16 protein-coding genes and 2 tRNA genes are annotated in these 16,476 nt (G+C 60.4%); 4 read left to right on the forward strand and 14 right to left on the reverse strand.

Annotation, left to right across the window (positions count from 1 at the left end; all coding sequences use genetic code 11):
- Together AC1RR7_RS23435 and AC1RR7_RS23440 are read right to left on the reverse strand one after the other, a co-directional pair.
- A tRNA-Met gene (locus AC1RR7_RS23435) sits at nt 1-66 on the reverse strand.
- Nucleotides 67-279: 213 nt separating this feature from the next.
- Nucleotides 280-356 (reverse strand) — tRNA-Met (locus AC1RR7_RS23440).
- Nucleotides 357-636: 280 nt separating this feature from the next.
- Between AC1RR7_RS23440 and dinB the strand changes: the two genes are divergently transcribed.
- Nucleotides 637-1,698, forward strand: a complete 1,062-nt coding sequence (gene dinB, locus AC1RR7_RS23445) for a DNA polymerase IV (protein WP_096819554.1) — start codon at nt 637-639, stop codon at nt 1,696-1,698.
- A 48-nt stretch (nt 1,699-1,746) separates the two neighbouring features.
- Here the strand turns inward: dinB and AC1RR7_RS23450 are convergent, their stop codons facing one another.
- From AC1RR7_RS23450 to AC1RR7_RS23465, 4 genes are all read right to left on the reverse strand, one after another.
- Nucleotides 1,747-2,700, reverse strand: a complete 954-nt coding sequence (locus AC1RR7_RS23450; protein ID WP_096819553.1) for a hypothetical protein — start codon at nt 2,698-2,700, stop codon at nt 1,747-1,749.
- A 17-nt stretch (nt 2,701-2,717) separates the two neighbouring features.
- Complete coding sequence (locus tag AC1RR7_RS23455) at nt 2,718-4,433, reverse strand: proline--tRNA ligase (protein ID WP_102621515.1); 1,716 nt, start codon at nt 4,431-4,433, stop codon at nt 2,718-2,720.
- Between the two features lie 115 nt (nt 4,434-4,548).
- Entirely contained in the window at nt 4,549-6,108 is a 1,560-nt protein-coding gene (locus AC1RR7_RS23460; protein WP_096819551.1) for an AmpG family muropeptide MFS transporter, read from the reverse strand.
- A 43-nt stretch (nt 6,109-6,151) separates the two neighbouring features.
- Nucleotides 6,152-6,535, reverse strand: coding sequence for an MGMT family protein (locus AC1RR7_RS23465; protein ID WP_170929612.1), 384 nt, complete (start codon nt 6,533-6,535; stop codon nt 6,152-6,154).
- 135 nt (nt 6,536-6,670) lie between these two features.
- Here AC1RR7_RS23465 and AC1RR7_RS23470 point away from each other — a divergent pair, with 135 nt between their 5' ends.
- On the forward strand, nt 6,671-7,678 hold the full coding sequence (locus AC1RR7_RS23470; protein ID WP_102621514.1) for a DUF481 domain-containing protein: 1,008 nt from the start codon (nt 6,671-6,673) through the stop codon (nt 7,676-7,678).
- Between the two features lie 122 nt (nt 7,679-7,800).
- Here the strand turns inward: AC1RR7_RS23470 and AC1RR7_RS23475 are convergent, their stop codons facing one another.
- The gene (locus tag AC1RR7_RS23475) at nt 7,801-8,010 is read right to left on the reverse strand and encodes a cold-shock protein (RefSeq protein WP_002554837.1); all 210 of its coding nucleotides are present in this window, start codon (nt 8,008-8,010) and stop codon (nt 7,801-7,803) included.
- Between the two features lie 354 nt (nt 8,011-8,364).
- On the opposite strand from AC1RR7_RS23475, the gene dcd reads away from it, so the two are divergent.
- Together dcd and AC1RR7_RS23485 are read left to right on the forward strand one after the other, a co-directional pair.
- The gene (gene dcd / locus AC1RR7_RS23480; protein ID WP_007954988.1) at nt 8,365-8,931 is read left to right on the forward strand and encodes a dCTP deaminase; all 567 of its coding nucleotides are present in this window, start codon (nt 8,365-8,367) and stop codon (nt 8,929-8,931) included.
- A 106-nt stretch (nt 8,932-9,037) separates the two neighbouring features.
- The gene (locus AC1RR7_RS23485) at nt 9,038-9,247 is read left to right on the forward strand and encodes a hypothetical protein (protein ID WP_096819548.1); all 210 of its coding nucleotides are present in this window, start codon (nt 9,038-9,040) and stop codon (nt 9,245-9,247) included.
- 98 nt (nt 9,248-9,345) lie between these two features.
- Here AC1RR7_RS23485 and AC1RR7_RS23490 read toward each other — a convergent pair whose 3' ends face one another.
- The 7 genes from AC1RR7_RS23490 to AC1RR7_RS23520 all read right to left on the reverse strand — a co-directional run bounded on the left by AC1RR7_RS23490 (nt 9,346) and on the right by AC1RR7_RS23520 (nt 16,468).
- Entirely contained in the window at nt 9,346-10,110 is a 765-nt protein-coding gene (locus AC1RR7_RS23490; RefSeq protein WP_096819547.1) for an ABC transporter ATP-binding protein, read from the reverse strand.
- Between the two features lie 13 nt (nt 10,111-10,123).
- The gene (locus tag AC1RR7_RS23495; RefSeq protein WP_096819546.1) at nt 10,124-11,242 is read right to left on the reverse strand and encodes a succinylglutamate desuccinylase/aspartoacylase family protein; all 1,119 of its coding nucleotides are present in this window, start codon (nt 11,240-11,242) and stop codon (nt 10,124-10,126) included.
- 12 nt (nt 11,243-11,254) lie between these two features.
- Nucleotides 11,255-11,965, reverse strand: a complete 711-nt coding sequence (locus AC1RR7_RS23500; RefSeq protein WP_096819545.1) for an ABC transporter permease — start codon at nt 11,963-11,965, stop codon at nt 11,255-11,257.
- Nucleotides 11,962-12,690 carry an ABC transporter permease gene (locus AC1RR7_RS23505; RefSeq protein WP_096819544.1) on the reverse strand — a complete coding sequence of 243 codons (729 nt, stop codon included), beginning with the start codon at nt 12,688-12,690 and terminating at the stop codon, nt 11,962-11,964. Before AC1RR7_RS23505 ends, AC1RR7_RS23500 begins: the two co-directional genes overlap by 4 nt.
- A 56-nt stretch (nt 12,691-12,746) precedes the next feature.
- Nucleotides 12,747-13,529, reverse strand: coding sequence for a transporter substrate-binding domain-containing protein (locus AC1RR7_RS23510; RefSeq protein ID WP_096819543.1), 783 nt, complete (start codon nt 13,527-13,529; stop codon nt 12,747-12,749).
- 219 nt (nt 13,530-13,748) lie between these two features.
- A complete protein-coding gene (locus AC1RR7_RS23515) occupies nt 13,749-15,437 on the reverse strand; it encodes an ATP-dependent DNA ligase (RefSeq protein WP_493158516.1) in 1,689 nt (562 codons plus the stop codon).
- Complete coding sequence (locus tag AC1RR7_RS23520) at nt 15,434-16,468, reverse strand: ligase-associated DNA damage response exonuclease (RefSeq protein WP_493158517.1); 1,035 nt, start codon at nt 16,466-16,468, stop codon at nt 15,434-15,436. Before AC1RR7_RS23520 ends, AC1RR7_RS23515 begins: the two co-directional genes overlap by 4 nt.
- Between the last annotated feature and the right edge of the window lie 8 nt (nt 16,469-16,476).

Consider the following 16,476-nt stretch of genomic DNA (forward strand, 5'->3'; position numbering starts at 1 on the left):
GGAGCCGGATTTGAACCGACGACCTTCGGGTTATGAGCCCGACGAGCTACCAGACTGCTCCATCCCGCGTCTGTGTGGCGGCATTCTACAGGCGAACGGCGGGGTGTCAACCGTTAATCCCGCGAAGGGTCAAATAAGCGTGAAATCGCGTCAATCCGTCGCAGGAGGGCGGTAAGTTTCGGAATTGCAAAGGATTCCTGTTTGGCCCGGAAGGTTGCCCGAATGAAAAACAGACGCGCACAAAAAAGGCCACTCTTTCGAGTAGCCTTTTTTGATGTTTGGTTGCGGGAGCCGGATTTGAACCGACGACCTTCGGGTTATGAGCCCGACGAGCTACCAGACTGCTCCATCCCGCGTCTGTGTGTCGGCATTCTACAGAGGAACGCCGGGGTGTCAACCTTCAATCCGGATAAAATCTGTTCTGGTTCAATTGGTTAGCGACTTTTTGGTAGGGCTGATGGGGCCGCGAGTCAGGCAGGGCAAGGGTTTCAGCTCTATTGGTGGGTTGATTTCGATTGAGAAAATAAATTCAAGGGAAGTTTCCTACCGCTGGAAAAGAAGCTTCATACCACTGGTGCTATATACAGGTGTCAGTGAGATACTGCCGATCCGGCTTGCCACGTTTCCTTTTCTGCCATGACTCAGCGAAAAATCATCCACGTCGACTGTGACTGTTTCTACGCCGCCATCGAGATGCGGGACGATCCGCGTCTGGCCGGCAAGCCGTTGGCGGTCGGTGGTTCGGCGGACCGACGCGGGGTGATCGCCACCTGCAACTATGAGGCGAGGGCTTACGGCGTTCGTTCGGCGATGTCTTCCGGGCATGCCTTGAAACTGTGCCCGGACCTGACCATCGTCAAGCCGCGGATGGATGCCTATCGCGAGGCGTCGAAGGAAATTCATACGATCTTTCGCGATTACACCGACCTGATCGAGCCGCTGTCGCTGGACGAGGCCTACCTGGATGTCTCGGATAGCGCGCATTTCGGTGGCAGCGCCACGCGAATCGCCCAGGACATTCGGCGCCGGGTTTCCAATCAATTGCACATCACGGTCTCGGCCGGCGTCGCGCCGAACAAGTTTCTGGCCAAGATCGCCAGTGACTGGAAAAAACCCAACGGCCTGTTTGTCATCACCCCGGACCAGGTCGAAGACTTCGTCAGCGGTCTGCCGGTGAGCAAGTTGCACGGTGTCGGCAAAGTCACCGCCGACAAGCTGGGCAAGCTCGGTATCAACGACTGTCTGCAATTGCGCGAGTGGGACAAGCTGGCGCTGGTGCGTGAATTCGGCAGTTTTGGCGAGCGGATGTGGAGCCTGGCGCGTGGGATAGATGACCGTCAGGTGCATAACGACAGTCGTCGTCAGTCGATCAGCGTCGAAAACACCTACGACGTGGACCTGCCGGATCTGCGCAGTTGCCTGGACAAGCTCCCTGAACTGCTGGAAACCCTGAAAACCCGTATGGCGCGGATCGACAGCAGTTACCGGCCGGGCAAGCCGTTCGTCAAAGTGAAGTTTCACGATTTCACCCAGACCACACTGGAACAGGCGGGGGCAGGGCGGGATCTGGGCAGTTACCAATTGATGCTGACGCAGGCATTCAATCGCGGTGGAAAACCGGTGCGGCTGCTTGGGGTGGGCGTGCGGCTGGAGGATTTGCGCGGCGGTTTTGAACAAATGGAGTTGTTTGAGCGGTAGCGCGCATAAAAAAGCCCGAAACAGGTTCGGGCTCCTTTAAAGCGGCTTTCAGTTCGGACCTGGATCCGCCACCAGTCGCCCGGCATCCTTGGTCAGAGACTTGAGAAACTCAGCCTGCAACTCGGGATCGTTACGCGTCAGTTCGATCAGGCTTTGCTCCAGCTCACTGGCTTCTTCTTCAAGACCCAGTTCCGACAGACGCTTGACCCGGTGGACCCACTGGCTCACTTCGTCATCTTCCAGATCGTCGTAAATCAGCCCGTGTGCTTCCAGCAATTTGCCGCGCAGATGACTGCTGATCGTCAGGGACGAGTCGGAATGCACGTCATCCTTGGCGTCTTCGACGCTGATCTGCAGTTTGCCCACGTGATTCAGATCGTTCTCGGCGAACGGACTGTCCAGCAGGTTCAGGCGCAACACACCGTTACGGTCGGTGGTCATGTCGAAGGTCTGCTTGCCGGCCTTGACCTGTACCGGGCGCTCGCTCCACGGCAGGCTCGAATACTCCATGCGCTTGTCGCGCTGGACTTCATCGATACCGGCCAGGTTCTGCTGTGCACGACCATGGGACTGCACGTTCATGAACGGATTGAGCCCGGCGAATCCGTAGCTCAGCCAGTCCTTGGTCACGCTGTCCGGCAGGGTGCCGAGGGCGAACACGTTGACCACATTCGCGCCGACACCGGCCACCACCGCCACTGCACCCAGCGGAATCTCGTAGATTTCGCGCCAGGGTTGGTAAGGCGTGTAGCGGTCATAACGACGGGTGACTTCGAACTCGGTGACTTCGAAGGTTTTCTGCTCGTTGATCTTCACGCGTCGTTGCGGCAGCTCAAGCACCTTAGGCTCACCGACATCGATCTGCAGGCTGTGATCGAGCAGCTTTCGCTCGACCCGCTCTTCGTGTTCGCTGCGCTGTGACATGTGATTGGCACAGCCGCTGACCAGCAGGGCGCCACACAAGGTGGCGCCTCCGAGGCCTAAGGTGTTTCGCTTGAACATGAGGTCTCTATCTGGTTTCAGCGGCGGATACGGGCCTGAAGGAAGGACAGCACGTCGGCAACCGGCAGCGCTTGCGCCTGGCCTTCGGTACGGCTCTTGTATTCCAGGTTGCCTTCGGCGAGACCGCGGTCGCTGACCACGATCCGGTGTGGAATGCCGATCAGCTCCATGTCCGCGAACTTGATGCCCGGGCTGGTTTTCTTGTCGCGATCGTCCAGCAGCACTTCGAAGCCGGCCGCGGTCAGTTCCGCGTACAGCTTGTCGGTGGCTTCGCGCACCTGCTCGGTTTCATAGCGCAGCGGTACCAGGGCGATCTGGAACGGCGCCAGGGTGTCGCTCCAGATGATGCCGTTTTCGTCGTTGTTCTGCTCGATGGCCGCCGCCACCACGCGGGACACGCCAATGCCGTAGCAACCCATTTCCAGGGTCACAGGCTTGCCGTTCTCGCCCAGCACTTCGCACTTCATCGCCTTGCTGTACTTGTTGCCCAGCTGGAAGATGTGCCCGACTTCGATGCCGCGCGCGATGTCCAGAGTGCCCTTGCCGTCCGGGCTCGGGTCGCCGGCCACGACGTTACGCAGGTCGGCCACGGTCGGAACCGGCAGATCACGTTCCCAGTTCACGCCGAAGTAGTGCTTGTCGTCGATGTTGGCACCGATGCCGAAGTCGCTCATCAGCTCGACCGAACGGTCGATGATGATTGGCAGCGGCAGGTTCAGCGGGCCGAGAGAACCGGCGCCGGCACCGATGGCGTCACGCAGTTCAGCATCGGACGCCATGACCAGCGGGCTGGCGACGCCAGGTTGCTGGGCAGCCTTGATTTCGTTGAGTTCGTGGTCGCCACGGATCACCAGAGCGATCAGCTTGCCTTCTTCTTCGGCGTGCACGATCAGGGTCTTGATGGTCTTTTCAATCGGCAGATTGAATTTCTCCACCAGGGCCGCGATGGTCTTGGTGTCCGGGGTATCGACCAGACGCAGTTCTTCGGCCGGCGCCGCGCGGGAGGTTTCACGCGGTACGGCTTCGGCTTTCTCGATGTTCGCGGCGTAGTCGGAGCCGTTGCTGAAGGCAATATCGTCTTCACCGGACTCGGCCAGTACGTGGAATTCGTGGGAACCGGCACCACCGATGGAGCCGTTGTCGGCTTCAACCGGACGGAATTTCAGGCCAAGACGTGTGAACACGTTGCAGTACGCCTCGTGCATGCGGTCATAGGTGACCTGCAGCGACGCCTGGTCGGCGTGGAACGAGTATGCGTCCTTCATGATGAATTCACGGCCGCGCATCAAGCCGAAGCGTGGGCGGATTTCGTCACGGAACTTGGTCTGGATCTGGTACAGGTTGATTGGCAGCTGCTTGTAGCTGCTCAACTCATTGCGCATCAGATCGGTGATCACTTCTTCGTGGGTCGGGCCCGCGCAGAAATCGCGACCGTGACGGTCTTTGAAACGCAGCAGCTCAGGGCCGTATTCTTCCCAGCGACCCGATTCCTGCCACAGCTCGGCCGGTTGGGTGCTCGGCATCAACACTTCCAGAGAGCCGGCGGCGTTCATCTCTTCGCGAACGATGGCTTCTACCTTGCGCATAACCCGCAAGCCCATCGGCAGCCAGGTGTACAGGCCCGAGGCGAGTTTGCGGATCATGCCGGCGCGCAGCATCAGCTGATGGCTGATCACGACCGCGTCGGAAGGCGTTTCTTTCTGTGTGGCGAGCAAAAATTGACTGGTGCGCATGGTTGGCCGTTGTCGGTTGCTATGACTGGAAATGACGGAGCAGTGTACCGGCGAGAGCTGCCGACGTACAGAAGTGCAGGCCCGGCGGGAACCCTCCCGCCGGGTGCGAGATGTCTTACGATTCTTCGGCGACCGGCGTCGGCACGGGTTCCGGTGTCGGCGTCGGGCCTTCGCGGCGGCTCTCCTGGAACCAGTGCAAGGCGATCAGCACGAGCGTCGGGACACCCAGTAGTGCGGTGATCATGAAGAAGTTGTGATAGCCGAACTTCTCCACCATCACCCCGGAGTAGCCGCCGATGAGGCGAGGCAGCAACAGCATGATCGAGCTGAGCAGGGCGTACTGGGTGGCGGAGAATTTCAGGTTGGTCAGGCTGGACAGGTAAGCGACGAACGCCGACGTGGCCATGCCCGAACTGAAGTTGTCGAGGGAGATGGTCACGATCAGCATCTTCAGGTTCGGGCCCATGTCGGCCAGCATCACGAACAACAGGTTGGTGCCTGCCGACGCCGCGCCGCCAATGAACAGGATCGGCAGGATGCCGAAGCGCACGATCAAAAGTCCGCCCATACCTGCGCCGACCAGCGTCATGATCAGGCCGAAGATCTTGCTGACGCTGGCGATCTGGTCCTTGGTGAAACCCTGATCGATATAGAACACGTTGGCCATGACGCCCATGACCGTATCCGACATCCGATAGGTGGCGATCAAGCCCAGCAACAGCAGCGCCTGCCAGCGGTAGCGCAGGATGAAGTCGTTGACCGGGGTCAGCACCGGCGCCAGGCCACGGCGACCCATGGTCGAAAGGCACAGGCCGGTCAGCAGGGTATAGAGGATGGCGCGCAGGAAGGCCCGGTCTTCCAGCAGCAGGTCCAGCGGGCTCATGGTGCCGAACAGCACGCTGGCGAAATCGGTGTTGTAGAGCTGGGTGAACATGGCCGGTACGGAGACCAGCAGGACGATCAGCACGAACACCGACATCAGTTGATGCATGAAGGTATAGCGCCCGGCCTGCAACTGGGTGCGCAACGGCACGGGCGGCTCGCGCATCAGCAGTGTGGTGAGCAGGGCAGGGACCATCAATGCGCCGAACAGCACGTAGGTGCCGGTCCAGGCGGAATGCTGATAGTTGAACCCGGTGGAGCCGAAACCTTCGGCGAAGAACAGGGCGCCGGCGGTCGCGAGCAGGGCAGCGACCCGATAGCCGGACATATAACTGGCGGCCAGTGCGGCCTGGCGGTTGTCTTCGGCGATTTCCAGGCGATAGGCGTCGACGGCAATGTCCTGGGTGGCGGAGGCGAAGGCGACGATCACGGCGATGGCGATCAGCCAGGACAGGTGTTTCTGCGGGTCGCAGAAGCCCATGCCGATCAAACCGAGGATCACCAGCGATTGCGAAAGCACCAGCCACGAACGGCGTCGACCCAGCTTGCCGAGCAACGGCAGGCGCCATTGATCGAGCAGCGGTGACCAGACCCATTTGAAGGCATAAGCCAGACCGATCAGACTGGCATAGCCGATCGTCTCACGGGCTACACCGGCTTCACGCAGCCAGACCGAAAGTGTCGAGAACACCAGCATGTACGGCAGGCCGGCGGCGAAACCCAGCAACAACAGCACGAGCGTCGAAGGACTGGCATAGGCGGCGAGCGCGGCGCGCCAGGTTTTACGGGGCATGGGCTGAAGTCTGCCTCAAGATTGCGAAAACAAAGCGCGCACTCTAACCGCTGTGCTCTACCGGACGCCAGCCATGACGCCGAATATCCACACGATTGTTCAGGATGGTAACGCCTTCCATACGCAATCGTGCCCGCTGCTCATCTCCGGAAGGGCTGCCCACCGGCAGGCTGATCCGACCGCCGGCACCGAGTACCCGGTGCCAGGGCAGCTTCGTGTCGCCGGGTAATTGGCTCAGGGTGCGGCCGACCCAGCGGGCGGCGCGCCCCAACCCGGCGAGTTCAGCCAACTGACCATAGCTGACGACCTTGCCCTCAGGTACTTGGGCAAGGGTCGAGTAGAGTGCCGTGCGTCGGATTTGCGGATCGTTTTCGCAGGCTTGTATCGGGTCTGTCACGTGCGCCGTTCCTGAACAGGGTCGATTCATGGATTAAAGGTTAATCCGTGATCGGGCAATTGAGAAATGAACTCAACAGAAATAGCCGAGTCATTCCTTGTCAGGGGATTATTCCTACGGATAATGCCGACCCTTTTTTCGCAAACTTGAGCTCCCGATTCGCTTATGTTGTCCAGAACCCTGCTGTGCCTTGCTGTCTTCAGTGCGTCCACGCCCTTGCTTGCCGATACCGTCTGGTTGAAGAACGGTGACAAGCTGAGCGGCAAAATCACCCTGTTCGACGGCGGCAAGTTGCTGGTCCAGACCCAGTACGCCGGTGCGGTCACCATCGACTGGAAGCAGGTGAAGACGCTGGAAAGTGATCAGGAGCTGCTGGTCAAGCAGGACGCCTACAGCGGCGAAAAAGCCAAATCGCTGACCGCCGCCGAAGACGGCAAGGTCACCCTGGCCAACGGTGAAGCGCCGAAAACCGTCGAGCTGGCGAGCATCCAGCAGATTCTCAAGCCCAAGCCCGTGGTCGAGGATCTCGTGTGGAAGGGCAATGTCGACCTGGCCCTGGATTATCAGCGCGCCGAAAAGGACACCGACGACTACGACATCGGCTTCAAGACCTCTGCACGTCACGGGCGCTGGCGACACACCGCCGAGGGGGAGTACAACCGCGAAGTCCAGGATGAGGTGGTGACCACCAACAACTGGCGTGCCGAATACGCACTGGACCGCTTCCTGACTGATAAGTGGTTCTGGCAGGGGCGCCTGAACTACAAACGCGATTACGTCGAAGAGCTGTCGCGCCAGCGGGTGGTCGGTACCGGTCCGGGCTATCAGTTCTGGGATGACGAACTGGGCGCGTTCTCGCTCGGCTCGCTGCTCAACCGCACCGACTACGAGTACAGCGATGGCGGCAAGGACAACTTCTACTCCGTCGCGATGAAGTGGGACTACAACCGCTACCTGATCGGCAAGAAGGTGCAGTTCTTCACCACCGGCGAGATTGGCAAGCCACTGTCGGACGTCGCCAACTATGCCCTGGATTCGGAAGTGGGCCTGCGCTACAAGGTGACGGACTGGGCCTCGCTCAATCTCAAGGCCGAGCGTGACATCATCAGTGGTACCAAGGATGCTGATCTGAACAAGACCCGCTACACCGCCGGGTTTGGCGTGGCCTGGTAAGGTCATCCAGGAAAAAGAATCGCAACCCTCATCCGGTTGCGATTTTTTTGTCGGTACAAAACAGACGCCCACAAAAAAGCCCCGCTTTTAAGGGCGGGGCTTTTTACTAAAGAAGCTACAAGTTAGATAACTTGTACTTCTTCAGCTTGCATGCCTTTCTGACCGCGGGTAGCGATGAAAGAAACCTGTTGGCCTTCTTTCAGGCTTTTGAAGCCGTCGGATTGGATAGCTTTGAAGTGAACGAACAGGTCGTCACCGGATTGTGGAGTGATGAAGCCGAAGCCTTTTTCATCGTTGAACCACTTAACGGTACCGGTTTGGCGATTAGACATGGTGTAACTCCTTGAACAAAGATAACTGCGACTCAGGAAGAACCCTGGCCGAGACTGAGTGCAAAGAGCAGGAAAAATTCTTGTAGATGGTTGGATCGAAATTCAACATATCGTGTAGAGATTCTCAGTGACACAAGCAGCACAGTGGCGCCACCTTAACCCTTTTTCCGGAACGTGCCAATGCTTCTTGCGAAGGTTTCTCCGTTTTAAGGATCGGCGGTGTGACGGTTCGTCGCCAGGCCGCGTAATTCCTGCATGTTCGGCGAGAATTGCAGCCCGGACTTTGAACCCGGCGGCGCGCCCGGTAAGATGCCGGACAGATTTTTTCCACCTCGCTATTCAGGACACCCCGCCATGAGCATCAAATCGGACAAGTGGATTCGCCGCATGGCGCAGGAACACGGCATGATCGAGCCGTTCGTCGAGCGCCAGGTGCGCGGCAGCGACGACAGCCGTGTGATCTCCTACGGTGTGTCGAGCTACGGCTACGATGTGCGTTGCACCAATCATTTCAAGGTGTTCACCAACATCAATTCGGCCATCGTCGATCCGAAAAACTTCGACGCCGGCAGCTTCGTCGACGTTCACAGTGACGTCTGCATCATCCCGCCGAACTCCTTCGCCCTGGCCACGACCGTTGAATACTTCCGTATTCCGCGCAATGTCCTGACCATCTGCCTGGGCAAAAGCACCTACGCCCGTTGCGGCATCATCGTCAACGTCACCCCGCTCGAGCCTGAGTGGGAAGGCCAGGTGACCCTGGAGTTCTCGAACACCACCAACCTGCCGGCGAAGATCTACGCCAACGAAGGCGTGGCGCAGATGCTGTTCCTGGAGTCCGACGAGGAATGCGAAGTTTCCTACAAGGACCGCGCCGGCAAGTACCAGGGCCAGCGTGGCGTGACCCTGCCACGTACCTGAGCCGTCCATCCGGCAGTTACCGGGAATTCTTCGGCGGGTAGACACTCTATGGGGTGTACTGCCCGTTTCGCGAACAGCGCAACGGGCCTTCGCCGAGGAGTGCTCCATGAAGATCGATCCGCAAATCACTGCCGAACTGGCAAGGCTCGAGCCCAATCAGGTTGGCGTATTGGCCTGGTCGTTGCTGGCACACCCGCCCATCACCACGGCCGGCGGAATCCCTCACCAGCCTGATCCCGACACCCCCAACGAAGAGCCGACCGAACCCGGCGAGCCTACGTTGCCGGATAAACCGCCACCGGCGCCCGTTGCCTGATCCGTGAGTGAATGCATGGCCCGTCGGCTGATGTCCTGAAAGACTTCAGCCGACGGGCCATATTTTGTTATGGGGACCCTGCCGGCAGGGCTGCGGGCTTACTTGAGGTTGCCGCTGAGAAACTGCTTCAGGCGTTCGCTCTTCGGATTACCCAGCACTTCCTCCGGCGCGCCTTCTTCTTCCACCAGCCCTTGGTGCAGGAACAGCACCTGGCTCGACACCTTGCGCGCAAAACTCATCTCGTGGGTCACCATGATCATGGTCCGGCCTTCTTCGGCTAGGCCCTGAATCACCTTCAGCACTTCGCCGACCAGTTCCGGGTCGAGTGCCGAGGTCGGCTCGTCGAACAGCATGACTTCCGGCTCCATCGCCAACGCGCGGGCAATGGCCACCCGTTGCTGCTGGCCGCCGGACAGGAAGGCCGGGTACTGATCGGCCACCCGTGCCGGCAAGCCAACCTTGTCCAGATAACGACGGGCGCGGTCGTCGGCCTCCTGTTTGCTGCAGCCCAGCACCCGGCGCGGGGCCATGGTGATGTTCTCCAGCACGGTCATGTGGCTCCACAGGTTGAAGTGCTGGAACACCATCGCCAGCCGCGTGCGCAGGCGTTGCAGTTCATTGGCGTCGGCGACGTGCATGCCGTGGCGGTCGGTGACCATGCGGATCGCCTGGCCGTCGAGGCTCATCGCGCCGTCGTTGGGTTGTTCGAGAAAGTTGATGCAGCGCAAAAAGGTGCTTTTGCCCGAGCCGCTGGCGCCGATCAGACTGATCACGTCACCGGTCTTGGCCTTGAGCGAAACGCCTTTGAGCACCTGATGGTCGCCATAGCTTTTGTGCAGGCCTTCTACGGTCAGTTTGTACATGGGACAGGCATCCTCAAGGCGAAAGTAAGTAGCCGCTGCGATAGGCTTCGGCGCCCGCGACGTGGGCGATCACCATGCCGGCCGTCGCCATGCGCCGCAGCGAGCGGGCATAGAGAAGACCGGAAGCGGTGCAATGGACTGGCGTGACCCGGTCGGTGATCGGGTCAATGATTTCGGCGATTTTCTGCCCGGCTTCCAGGTACTGGCCGGGCGTGGCTGTGTACACCAATAGCCCGCCGAACGGTGTCACGACCGGCTCTACACCCGCCAGCGGCGTGGCGGGGAGCGGCAGATCCGGCAGGGGTTTCGGCTCGCCGGCGATGGCGCCGAAGTGAATCAGGTAATCGAGCAAGGCTTCACAGTCACGGCTGGCCAGCGGATGGGTGACGTCCCCCTGGCCGCGAAGTTCGACGGTGACCGAGAAACTGCCCAGCGGAATCTCGAAGTGTTCGCCGAAGCGCTCCTTCAATTGCCACCACAGCAGGGTGAAGCACTCATCGAACGACTGGCCGCCGGAATCGGTCGCCAGCAGGCTCGCCCGGGATTCGATGTAGCGCGCCAGCGGCTCGACCTGCGGCCAGGCCTCGGGCGTGGTGTAAAGGTGGACGACGGATTCGAAATCGCAGTGCAGGTCCAGCACCATGTCTGCGTCACAGGCCAGCCGTTGCAGGGTCAGGCGCTGGGATTGCAGCTGAGTCGTGGCGGTGTGGCGGGCGAGGGCGTTGCGCAGGCTGGTGCGGATCAGTTCCAGGTTGCGCTGCGGGTCGTCGCAGAGCTGCGATTCGATCTCGTTGCCGATTTCTTCGCTGAGGTCGACGAACCAGCGGTTGAAGTTCTGCCCGCTCTCCAGCTCGTAACGGCCCAGTGGCACGTCCATCAGCACTTGCTCGAGGCCGACCGGGTTGGCCACCGGCACCAGCACGATTTCGCTGCGCAGGCGGCCAGCGGCTTCCAGCTCCGCCAGGCGCTGCTTGAGGTGCCAGGCCACGAGCATGCCGGGCAGTTCGTCGGCGTGCAGCGAGGACTGGATGTAGATTTTGCCTTTGGCCTTGTCCGGGCCGAAGTGGAAGCTGTGGATCTGTCGTGCGGTCCCCGGCAGCGGGGCCAGCAGGTCATGTATCTGGTGGCGCATTGCAGAGAGGTCCTAGTGAGTCGGCCCGAGGAAGGCCAGCCATCGGCGTTCGGCGAGGCGGAACAGGCCGACCAGCGCAAAGGTGATGGTCAGGTAGATCAGCGCGGCGATGCCGAACGACTGGAACGTCAGGAAGGTCGCCGAGTTGGCGTCCCGCGCGACTTTCAGAATGTCCGGGATGGTCGCGGTGAAGGCCACGGTGGTCGAGTGCAGCATCAGGATCACTTCGTTGCTGTAGTACGGCAGCGAGCGACGCAGCGCCGACGGCATGATCACGTAGGCATACAGCTTCCAGCCGGTCAGGCCGTAGGCCTTGGCCGCTTCGACTTCGCCGTGGTTCATGCTGCGGATCGCCCCGGCGAAGATCTCCGTGGTGTAGGCGCAGGTGTTGAGGGCAAAGGCGAGGATCGTGCAGTTCATCGCATCGCGAAAGAAACTGTCGAGCAGCGGCTGGGCGCGCACGGCGGCCAGACTGTAGATGCCGGTGTAGCAGATCAGCAGCTGGATATAGAGCGGCGTGCCACGGAACAGGTAGGTGTAGAACTGCACCGGCCAGCGGATGTAGAAATGCGACGAGACACGGGCGATCGACAGCGGAATCGACACGATGAAACCGAAGAAGATCGAAGCGCTGAGCAGCCACATCGTCATCGCCAGCCCGGTGATGTTCTGGCCGTCGGTATAAAGGAAGGCTTTCCAGTAGTCCTGCAGGAGTTCGATCATCGTACGGCCTCCCGGGCACCGGCGGCGTAGCGGCGTTCGAGCCAGCGCAGGATGACGTTGGAAACACTGGTGATCAGCAGGTAGATCAAGGCGGCGAGTACCAGAAAGAAGAACAGTTGATAGCTGCTTTTACCGGCGTCCTGGGCAGCCTTGACCAGATCGGCCAGGCCGATGATCGAGACCAGCGCGGTGGCCTTGAGCATCACCATCCAGTTGTTGCCGATGCCGGGCAGGGCGAAACGCATCATTTGCGGGAACACCACGTAGCGAAAACGCTGTCCGCGCTTGAGCCCGTACGCAGTGGCGGCTTCAACCTGGCCACGCGGTACGGCGAGGATCGCGCCACGGAAGGTTTCGGTGAAATACGCACCGTAGATAAAGCCCAGGGTCAGGACCCCGGCGCTGAACGGATTGATTTCGATGTATTCCCATTCCATGTAGTCGGTGAGCGTCGTCAGCCAGGTTTGCAGGCTGTAGAAGATCAACAACATCAGCACCAGGTCCGGTACCCCGCGAATCAGCGTGGTGTAGAGCTGGGCGGGCAGGCGCAGCAGTTTGACTTTTGACAGCTTGGCACTGGCACCGAGCAGGCCGAGCAACACGGCCACCAGCAGCGACAACGCCGATAATTTGATGGTCATCCAGGTGCCTTCCAACAGCAAAGGACCGAAGCCCTTGAGGCTGAAGGCGGAGAGCCCCAGATTTTGTAAGAGGTTTTCGAACATAAATCAGCAACCTGACTGAATGAAAAAGGCGCCCATCGAGGATGGGCGCCGGGGCATTATTTGCCGCTGTACAGATTCAGATCGCCAAAGTGTTTCTTTTGAATCTCGGCGTATTTGCCGTCGTCGTGTAACGCTTTGATACCTTTATCCAAAAGCGCTTTCAGCTCGGTGTTACCTTTCTTAATACCGACAGCGGTTTTGGCTGGCAGCAACGGTGCGTCAACCGGCTCGCTGACTGCGTATTCGGCGCCCTGTGGCGACTTCAGAAAGCCCAGTTCGGCCTGCAGCATGTCCTGAATGCCCGCATCGAGACGGCCGGAAGTCAGGTCGGAATACACCTGATCCTGGTTGGCGTAGGCCTGGGTTTTCACGCCGGCCTTGTCCAGCACGGCTTTGGCATAGGCTTCCTGAATGGTGCCTTGCTCGTAGCCGACGGTTTTGCCTTTCAGGGAGGCCACGTCGTTGGTGATGCCCGAACCTTTCTTCGACACATACGCAGTCGGGCCGGAGAACAGCTCGCTGGAGAAGTCGATGACTTTTTCGCGGGCTTCGGTGACGGTCATCGACGAGATCACACCGTCGAATTTATTGGCCTTGAGGCCCGGAATCATGCCGTCGAAGTCGCTTTCGACCCATTTGCACTTGACCTTCAGCTCGGCGCAGATCGCGTTGCCCAGGTCGATGTCAAAGCCCACCAGACTGCCATCGGCCGCTTTCGACTCGAACGGTGCGTAGGAAGGGTCAACGCCAAAACGCAGCTCTTTGTATTCCTTGGCCAGTGCGGAACCGGCGGCCATGCACAACGCCAGTGCAGAAAGGGTCAGCAATGCTTTTTTCATTATTCAATCCCTAAGAACCAATATGAGCGCTTGTGGCGCAGAATTATTGTTACTGGAACGCTTACGACTTATAGAAAGTAGCAATTTCCGAACCAGAGTCCCGAACAAGTGTTTTAAAAGGTGTAGGAAGTGAGGGCGCAGCCGCAACAGTGCCCGAAAACGGGCACCGAAAAAGCGTTGCACCTTTTAAGCGCAGGAAGGGCTTTTACGGGACAGGAATCAGACCAGCAGATCCTGCAAGGTCGCCAGACTGTCCGCTTCGTCGACGGTCTTGTCCTGGCGCCAGCGCAGCATGCGCGGAAAGCGCACGGCGATGCCGCTCTTGTGCCGGCGCGACAGGGCGATGCCTTCGAAACCCAGCTCGAAGACCAGGCTGGGCGTCACGCTGCTGACCGGGCCGAATTTTTCCACGGTGGTCTTGCGCACGATGCTGTCGACTTCGCGCATTTCCGCGTCCGAGAGCCCGGAATAGGCCTTGGCGAAGGGCACCAGTGCGCGCGGGCTGGCGCCGGGCGGGCCGTCCCATACCGCGAAGGTGTAATCGCTGTACAGGCTGGCGCGCCGGCCATGCCCGCGCTGGGCATAGATCAGCACCGCGTCGACACTGAACGGATCAACTTTCCATTTCCACCACACGCCCATGTCCTTGGTGCGACCGACGCCGTACATCGCGTCCCGGGCCTTGAGCATCATGCCCTCGACGCCCAGTCGCCGGGAGGCTTCGCGTTGACGGGCGAGGTCGAACCAGTCGCTGCCGGTCAGCACCGGGGAGGGCAGCAGCACCGGGTTGTTGCACTGCGCGATGACGAGCTCCAGTTGTTCGCGGCGTCGGGATTGCGGTTGGTTGCGCCAGTCTTCGCCCTGCCATTCCAGCAAGTCGTAAGCGAGGACGACCACAGGCACGTCTTCGAGGATCTTTTTGTCCAGTGTCTTGCGACCGATCCGTTGCTGGAGCAGGGCAAAGGGTTGCACCGCGGGTGGCGCTGTCGATTGCGGGTCGAAGGCGTCTTCGGTGGTGGGATGCGGGTTTTTCCAGACCACGATTTCGCCGTCGATCACCGTGCCGTCGGGCAAACCGTGGACAAGGGTGTCGAGTTCGGGGAAGCGCTCGGTCACCAGTTCTTCGCCACGGGACCAGATCCACAGGCGTCCATCACGCTTGACCACTTGCGCGCGGATACCGTCCCACTTCCATTCAACTTGCCAGTTGCTGGCCGGGCCGAGCAGGGCTTCGAACTGTTCGACCGGTTGCGACAGACCGTGGGCGAGAAAGAACGGATAAGGCTGACCGCCCCGTTGGGCGTGCTCGGTGCTGGATTCGGGGGCGATCAGTTTCAGGTAACTGGCGGCGTTCGGCCGGTTGGACAGATCGGTGTAACCCACCAATCGTTGCGCCACGCGTTTGCTGTCCAGTCCGGCCATCGACGCGAGGGCGCGGGTCACCAGCAGTTTGGACACGCCGACCCGAAAACTGCCGGTGATCAGTTTGATGCACAGCATCAGGCTCGGCCGGTCGAGTTGCTTCCAAAGTGCCGGCAACTGCCGGGCCAGGTACTCCGGGGTTTCACCCCGTAGCGGCAGCAGTTTCTGTTCGATCCATTCGGCGAGACCGGCCTCGGAGGTGTGCGGATTTTCCGGCAGTACCAGCGAGATGGTTTCCGCCAGATCGCCGACGGCTTGATAGCTCTCTTCGAACAGCCACGGCTCGAGCCCGGACACCTCGACCGTCAGATCACGCAGAATTCGCACCGGGATCAGTTGCCGTGGTCGTCCGCCCGACAGAAAGTACACCGCCCAGGCCGCATCCTGCGGCGCAGCCGTGGCGAAGTAGCGTTGCATGGCCGCCAGTTTCGCCTTGCTGGAGGTGGTGGCATCGAGTTCGGCGTACAACCCGGCGAAGTCTTTCATGGTTGCACCTCGGCAACGGCGGGTTCGACGGCGATGTTGTCTTGTTCGTCGTCACCGTATTCGGTGTTGAAGCCTTGGGCGTCCAGCCCTTGTTCGCGCAGGTGGCGGACCAGCACGCCGATCGATCCGTGGGTGACCATCACCCGTTCGGCGCCGGTCTGTTCGATGGCCCACAACAGGCCGGGCCAGTCGGCGTGATCCGAGAGCACGAAACCGCGATCCACGCCGCGCCGCCGACGGGTACCGCGCAGGCGCATCCAGCCGCTGGCGAAACCGTCGCTGTAGTCGCCGAAACGTCGCATCCAGCTGCTGCCACCGGCCGAGGGCGGGGCGATGACCAGCGCCTGACGCAGCAACGGATCGTTTTTCTTCACGTCGCCGGCGTAGATCGTCGGCGGCAGATACACACCGGCCTCGCGATAGACCCGGTTCAGCGGTTCGACCGCGCCGTGGCTAAGGATCGGGCCGAGGGTTTCGTCGATGCCGTGCAGGACTCGCTGGGCCTTGCCGAACGAATAGCAGAACAGCACGCTGGTCTTGCCGGCCTCGATATTCGCCTGCCACCACTGGTTTATTTCGCCAAACACCTGTGCCTGCGGCTGCCAGCGATAGATCGGCAAGCCGAAGGTCGATTCGGTGATGAAGGTGTGGCAACGCACTGGCTCGAAGGGCGCACAGGTGCCGTCGGGTTCGATCTTGTAGTCGCCGGACGCAACCCAGACTTCACCGCCGTATTCCAGACGTACCTGAGCCGAACCCAGAACGTGCCCGGCGGGGTGAAAACTCAAGGTGACGCCGTGGTGGCTCAGGCGCTGGCCGTACTCGAGCGTTTGCAGGTTGATGTCCTGACCCAGTCGCGCGCGCAGAATCCCTTCGCCGGCGCTGGCGGCCAGATAGTGTGCGTTGCCGGTGCGGGCGTGATCGCCATGGGCATGAGTGATCACCGCGCGTTCGACCGGGCGCCACGGATCAATGTAGAAATCCCCGGCAGGGCAGTACAGGCCTTCGGGGCGGGCGATAACAAGGTCCATGGCGTTAC

This window comes from Pseudomonas sp. GW821-FHT11G12 (assembly GCF_058808055.1).

Coding starts and splice junctions, on each gene's coding strand:
- dinB (WP_096819554.1), top strand. CDS start 637: ATGACTCAGCGAAAAATCATCCACGTCGACTGTGACTGTTTCTACGCC.
- AC1RR7_RS23450 (WP_096819553.1), bottom strand. CDS start 2,700: ATGTTCAAGCGAAACACCTTAGGCCTCGGAGGCGCCACCTTGTGTGGC.
- AC1RR7_RS23455 (WP_102621515.1), bottom strand. CDS start 4,433: ATGCGCACCAGTCAATTTTTGCTCGCCACACAGAAAGAAACGCCTTCC.
- AC1RR7_RS23460 (WP_096819551.1), bottom strand. CDS start 6,108: ATGCCCCGTAAAACCTGGCGCGCCGCGCTCGCCGCCTATGCCAGTCCT.
- AC1RR7_RS23465 (WP_170929612.1), bottom strand. CDS start 6,535: ATGAATCGACCCTGTTCAGGAACGGCGCACGTGACAGACCCGATACAA.
- AC1RR7_RS23470 (WP_102621514.1), top strand. CDS start 6,671: ATGTTGTCCAGAACCCTGCTGTGCCTTGCTGTCTTCAGTGCGTCCACG.
- AC1RR7_RS23475 (WP_002554837.1), bottom strand. CDS start 8,010: ATGTCTAATCGCCAAACCGGTACCGTTAAGTGGTTCAACGATGAAAAA.
- dcd (WP_007954988.1), top strand. CDS start 8,365: ATGAGCATCAAATCGGACAAGTGGATTCGCCGCATGGCGCAGGAACAC.
- AC1RR7_RS23485 (WP_096819548.1), top strand. CDS start 9,038: ATGAAGATCGATCCGCAAATCACTGCCGAACTGGCAAGGCTCGAGCCC.
- AC1RR7_RS23490 (WP_096819547.1), bottom strand. CDS start 10,110: ATGTACAAACTGACCGTAGAAGGCCTGCACAAAAGCTATGGCGACCAT.
- AC1RR7_RS23495 (WP_096819546.1), bottom strand. CDS start 11,242: ATGCGCCACCAGATACATGACCTGCTGGCCCCGCTGCCGGGGACCGCA.
- AC1RR7_RS23500 (WP_096819545.1), bottom strand. CDS start 11,965: ATGATCGAACTCCTGCAGGACTACTGGAAAGCCTTCCTTTATACCGAC.
- AC1RR7_RS23505 (WP_096819544.1), bottom strand. CDS start 12,690: ATGTTCGAAAACCTCTTACAAAATCTGGGGCTCTCCGCCTTCAGCCTC.
- AC1RR7_RS23510 (WP_096819543.1), bottom strand. CDS start 13,529: ATGAAAAAAGCATTGCTGACCCTTTCTGCACTGGCGTTGTGCATGGCC.
- AC1RR7_RS23515 (WP_493158516.1), bottom strand. CDS start 15,437: ATGAAAGACTTCGCCGGGTTGTACGCCGAACTCGATGCCACCACCTCC.
- AC1RR7_RS23520 (WP_493158517.1), bottom strand. CDS start 16,468: ATGGACCTTGTTATCGCCCGCCCCGAAGGCCTGTACTGCCCTGCCGGG.